5 protein-coding genes are annotated in these 5624 nt (G+C 63.2%); 2 read left to right on the top strand and 3 right to left on the bottom strand.

What is annotated here, in order from left to right; all coding sequences use genetic code 11:
• The first annotated feature begins 379 nt into the window (after positions 1-379).
• Complete coding sequence (gene mgtE, locus WC739_RS24225) at positions 380-1747, top strand: magnesium transporter (RefSeq protein ID WP_372955526.1); 1368 nt, start codon at positions 380-382, stop codon at positions 1745-1747.
• A gap of 63 nt (positions 1748-1810) precedes the next feature.
• Here the strand turns inward: mgtE and gor are convergent, their stop codons facing one another.
• The 3 genes from gor to rpiA all read right to left on the bottom strand — a co-directional run bounded on the left by gor (position 1811) and on the right by rpiA (position 4602).
• A complete protein-coding gene (gor, locus tag WC739_RS24220) occupies positions 1811-3202 on the bottom strand; it encodes a glutathione-disulfide reductase (RefSeq protein WP_372955525.1) in 1392 nt (463 codons plus the stop codon).
• A 109-nt stretch (positions 3203-3311) separates the two neighbouring features.
• Positions 3312-3884 (bottom strand): DUF2059 domain-containing protein, encoded by a 573-nt coding sequence (locus WC739_RS24215; RefSeq protein ID WP_372955524.1) that lies wholly within the window; start codon positions 3882-3884, stop codon positions 3312-3314.
• The gene (gene rpiA / locus WC739_RS24210; RefSeq protein WP_372955523.1) at positions 3871-4602 is read right to left on the bottom strand and encodes a ribose-5-phosphate isomerase RpiA; all 732 of its coding nucleotides are present in this window, start codon (positions 4600-4602) and stop codon (positions 3871-3873) included. The genes WC739_RS24215 and rpiA overlap by 14 nt, the downstream gene beginning before the upstream one ends.
• Positions 4603-4752: 150 nt before the next feature.
• Between rpiA and WC739_RS24205 the strand changes: the two genes are divergently transcribed.
• Complete coding sequence (locus WC739_RS24205) at positions 4753-5439, top strand: phosphoglycolate phosphatase (RefSeq protein ID WP_372955522.1); 687 nt, start codon at positions 4753-4755, stop codon at positions 5437-5439.
• Positions 5440-5624 lie beyond the last annotated feature (185 nt).

Raw genomic sequence — 5624 nt, 5'->3', positions numbered from 1 at the left:
AAGCCCCTGGTTCCTACCCTGCCCGTCGAACTCACCACCATCCTTGCCCAGCCACGGCCCGTCGAGGACAAATGGCTTCGCTTCTCGCGCCGGCTCAAGCAGAAATAACCGTGCTCCGACATCGGCCGGCCCGCGTCCTGCGGCGGCGGTGATCACAGTCACGCGAGCGGACCCGTCCGGGTCCGGTTTACCTCTTCACCGCGATTGACTCGGCAATAAGCGCTCCTATGGTGCGCCGGCTTGCAGACAGCCGAACGCGAACCCGCAAGCGGAAAGGTCACCGCGCCATGCCTGGCGACAGTATCAGTCGAACGCAACCGCCGTCCGCCTGGATGTGACCTGAATGGTTCACTTCCTGCCGGACGGCAAGGAGTGAGCCATGAACGAATTCGCCCCCGTGGCGAGCGACGAAGCCGTCGCGATCGCCCGTATTCTTGCCAACGATCACGTCGCCGACATTGTCGAGGCCCTGAACAGGGAGCCGCGAGCCACCGCGACGGAACTTCTCTGCGAGGTAAAATTCGAACGGCTGGTCGAGATATTCGATCAGCCGGAACTCGATGCTGCGCCCGAACTCATGCTGGCGCTGCCTCGCGCCAAAGCCGGCAAGCTGCTTACCGCCATGTCGGTGGACCGGGCAGCCGATATCCTGCGCGAACTGGATGAGCCTGCCCGCTCGGAGCTGCTCGGCGCGCTTGCACCGCAGTTGCGCGCGACCCTATTGTCTATTCTGGGTTACCCGGAGGGCAGCGCGGCATCGATCATGACGACGGAGTTCGTCAGCGTGCCTTCGGACTGGACCGTTGGCCGCACGCTCGACCATATCCGCAAGGTCGAACGGACGCGTGAAACGGTCTATGCGATCTATATCGTCGATCCCGAAACCCAATTGCTGGTTCGGTCGACCGGCCTGCGCCGGCTGATCACCGGTGAGCCCGACGATCCGATCATGAGCGTGGCGCCGCCGGACCGCATGCCGGTGACGGTCTCTCCGCTGACCGATCGTGAAACCTTGGCTCAGACGATCTCCAAATACGATCTGCTCGCCCTGCCGGTCGTCGATCATGGCAAGATTCTCGGCATCGTCACCATCGACGACATCATCGACACGATGATCGAGGAAACGACCGAGGACGTGCACCGTTTCGGCGGTATGGAGGCCCTTGGCGAGCCGTATATGAAGATGAGCTTCCTCGCCATGGTCAAGAAGCGGGCTGGCTGGCTGTGCGCGCTGTTCATCTCGGAGATGCTGACGGCCAATGCCATGCAGGGCTACGAGAGCGAACTGGAAAAGGCGATCGTGCTGACGCTGTTCATCCCGTTGATCATGAGTTCGGGCGGCAATTCCGGCTCGCAGGCGACATCGCTTGTCATCAGGGCGCTAGCGCTGCGCGAGATCGGCCCGCGCGACTGGTGGCGGGTCGCGTTGCGCGAACTGCCCACCGGCCTTGTGCTTGGCGCCATCCTCGGCGTTGTCGGCATCTGCCGCATCGCGCTCTGGCAGTATATGGGCTTCTACGACTACGGTGCGCATTGGCCGCTGATCGCGACCACGGTGGGCCTGGCCTTGGTCGGGATCGTTACCTTCGGCTCGCTTTCGGGGTCGATGCTGCCGTTTGCCCTGAAGCGGATCGGCTTCGATCCGGCCAGCGCGTCGGCGCCGTTTGTCGCCACGCTGGTCGATGTCACCGGGCTGGTGATCTATTTCTCGGTGGCGCTGGTGATCCTGCGCGGCACGCTGCTGTAGCAGAAGCCTTATATTTCCATCGCGGCTGCAGAGTGCCGCGATGGATGGCTGTTCCCGGCGCGTTCAATCGACGCGCTGGCCGTCCTTCACCCGGTAGGTCGGCTTGTACATGGTGACGAGTTCTTCCGCCGCTGTCGGATGTACGGCCATGGTGCGGTCGAAATCATCCTTCGACAGGCCGGCCTTCAGCGGAATGGCGAGGAGCTGCGCCATTTCGCCGGCGTCCGGCCCGAGAATATGGGCGCCAAGCACTTTCCTGGAAACGCCATCGACGACCAGCTTCGTCAGCATCTTCTCGTCGCGGCCAGACAGCGTGTGCCGCATCGGCCTGAAAATGGCACGGTAGATCTCGATGTCGGGAAAGCGTTTGACCGCGTCATCCTCCGACAGGCCAACAGTGCCGATCTCAGGCTGCGAAAAGACGGCCGTGGCGATCGTCTCATGGTCGGGCGCGGTGGGATTGCCCTTGAAGGCGGTTTCGATGAAGCACATCGCCTCGTGGATCGCCACCGGCGTCAGCTGCACGCGGTTGGTGACGTCGCCTATCGCCCAGATGTTGTCGATGTTGGTACGGGAATATTTGTCGACGTTGATGGCGCCGATGGCGCTCAATTCAACGCCTATGCCTTCCAGCCCCATGTTCCCGGTATTGGGAACGCGTCCGATGGCCAGCATGACCTGATCGACCGTAAGCACCGTGCCGTCATTGATGTGCGCGTCGAGCCGGCCGTCGGGCCGCTTGCGGACAAATTCCGATACGGAATGGCAGAGGATCTTGATCCCCTTCCTTTCCATCGTTTCGTGCAGCATGCGCCGCAGGTCCATGTCGAAGCGGCTGAGAATCTCCTTGCCGCGGTAGACCAGCGTGGTGTCGACGCCAAGGCCGTGGAAGATGTTGGCGAACTCGACGGCGATATAGCCGCCGCCTTCGATCATGATCGCCCTGGGCAATTCCTTGAGATCGAAAGCCTCGTTGGAAAAGATGCAATGTTCGTGGCCGGGCAAGGCGGGATGGGGCGCCGGGCGGCCGCCGGTGGCGATCAGGATCTGGTCGGCGGTGACCGTGCGATCCTCGGCCAGAAGATGCACCACATGCGGGTCGACGATCGTGGCGCGCGAATGAAAGGTCTCGCCGCCCGCGCCTTGCACATTCTTCTTGTAGATCGCCTCCAGCCGGCTGATCTCGCGATCCTTGTTGGCGACCAGGGTCCCCCAGTCGAAACTGGCCTCCGGCACCGTCCAGCCGTAGCCGGCGGCGTCAGCGAAATGCTCGGGAAACTGCGAGGCGTAGACATAGAGCTTCTTGGGCACGCAGCCCCTGATGACGCAGGTGCCGCCGTAGCGGTATTCCTCCGCGATGCCGACCCGCTTGCCGAGCGCCGCCGCGACACGCGCCGCCCTCACCCCGCCCGAACCGCCGCCGATGACGAAGAGATCGTAGTCATACCCGGCCATGACGCGGTTCCTTGAACTTCAGAAAATCCAATGACAGGTAGGCTGCCAAACCTAAAAAGAAAAGCCCGGACGAGCCGGGCTTTGAACGATCACGGTCTAGCCGCGGATATCAATTCTGCGTTCCGTCGGCTGGAGCAGCCGCGTCGGCGGGTGCGGTCGCCGGGGCCGCGACGGCCTTTGCCTTGGCGGCCGCCGCCAAAGTTTCCCCTACCTGCTGGGCGAGGTCACGAGCGAGGCCGTTCTGCCAGATGTCGGCTGCCTTCACCAATTCGCGGGTGACGGTCGGGCCGCTGTCGAGAAGCTTCTTGCCGGAGTCCGAGGCGTAGAAGTTCGCGATGTCCGTCAGTTCCTTTTCTGAAAACACCTTGGCATAGGCAAGGGCAGCTTCCTTTTCGAGGTCGGCGCGGCGCGAGGCCAGGGCAAGCGCCTTCTCACTGATCGTCTTGCCGATCAGTTCCTGCATATCGGGGTTCTTCTGGATGAGCTGCGATTCGAGCGCGGCCGCCGCCTGCGGCAGGATGCTGTCGAACGGGTCGGTCGCATGGATCGCGGCAACCGCGGCCCGCGCCGCCTTCAGGTGCGACTCCGTGACATCCTGGGAGAAGGCTGGCGACGAAAACGCAAAAACGACTGAGGTCGCCACGATGGCGGACAGTTGGCGAACCCGGTTATGCAACATCATGGTCGGTAGAACTCCCTGGTTTTCGGGCGGCATGGACGACTTGAATGCCGTCGCCGCCGGCGATGATGGCCGCTGACGCCAGCCCGATGAAAAGACCATGCTCAACCACGCCCGGAATGGCGTGGAGAGCATTCGAAAGCGCTCTTGTATCCGGAATGCGGCCAAAAGATGCATCGAGGATAAAATGGCCGCCGTCTGTAACAAAAGCCTGCCCACCCGTCATCCTCAATGTGACCGGACCGGAAAGGCCGAGTTCGCCGGCCGCGGCACCAATGGCGATTTCGGTTGCCCGCAGTCCAAACCGATTGACTTCGATCGGCAGGGGGAAGTGCCCGAGCGTTTCGACCATCTTCGACGCGTCAGCAATCACGATCATACGCTCCGACGCCGCCGCGACGATCTTCTCGCGCAACAGCGCGCCGCCACCGCCCTTGATCAGGGTCAACGCCTGGTCGACCTCGTCGGCGCCGTCGACGGTGAGATCGAGCTCCGGCGTCTCGTCAAGCGTGGACAACGGGACGCCAAGCTCGCGGCACAACGAAGCGGTGCGCTCGGACGTCGGTACGCCGATGATGGTCATGCCATTGGCGACCTTCTCGGCAAGCAGGCGAACGAAGGCCTCGGCGGTCGTGCCGCTGCCGATGCCCAGCCGCATGCCGTCGGTCACATGCGCCAGCGCCGCCCGTGCGGCTTCAACCTTCAACTGCTTCGCGTCCATGCGTTATGTCGCCCGGTAACCTGTTGCACGCGGCTCCTAGCATCTTTGCCAGCCCGGTCAAAGCCCTTGGGCCATGGGACGAAGCCTGCTTGCCTCGACGGGCCGCAGCCGCTATCGCCTGCCCTCAGAACAATCATGACAGGACAGACCATGAGCCGCCCGATCATCGTGTTCGACCTCGACGGTACGCTGATCGATACGGCGCCGGACCTGCTGGACAGCCTGAACCACAGCCTTGCCGCGAGCGACATCCCGTCCGTCGACGAAGCCGGCTTCAGGCGGTTCGTCGGCCACGGCGGCCGGGTGATGATCGAACGTGCCCACGCCGCGCGGCAACGGTCGCTCGCTGTCGACGAGCACGACAGATTGCTGAAGCTTTTCCTCGATCATTACACAATGAACATCCCTGGAAAGTCGCGCCCTTATCCCGGCGTCGTCGAGGCCATCGCGCGCTTCGAGAACGCCGGCTACCTGCTGGCCATCTGCACCAACAAGTACGAAGCAAATTCCCTGGCACTGATCGAGGCGCTCGGCCTGACCAGGCACTTCGCGGCGATCGCCGGCCAGGATACGTTCGCCTTCCGCAAGCCCGACCCGCGCCATCTGATCGAGACCATCGCGATCGCCGGCGGCGACCCGCGCAACGCCCTGATGGTTGGCGATTCGCAAACCGACATCGACACCGCGAAGGCAGCCGGCATTCCGGTGGTTGCGGTCGATTTCGGCTACACGGACCGCCATGTGCGCGAATTCGATCCTTCGGCGGTGATCTCGCATTTCGATGCGCTGACGCTGGATCTGGCCCAGAAGCTGATCATAGCTGCCGCGGGACGCTGACCGGAAACGAGCACGGCGCCGCGCCGCAAACAGGCCGAACTCCCGCAAATCCGAACCCTGTCGGAACGCCGGACACTGCCTTGACTTCCCCCGTGGGCCTCCCTTATATCGCGGCTCGCTTGGCCTTCGGGCAACGAGCGGGCGATTAGCTCAGCGGGAGAGCACACCCTTCACACGGGTGGGGT

The sequence above is a fragment of the Mesorhizobium sp. genome (assembly GCF_041661565.1).
In the GTDB taxonomy this organism is placed as follows: Bacteria; Pseudomonadota; Alphaproteobacteria; order Rhizobiales; family Rhizobiaceae; genus Mesorhizobium.
Note: the sequence above shows the minus strand (reverse complement) of the source record. Positions and strands in the feature narration are given on the sequence as shown.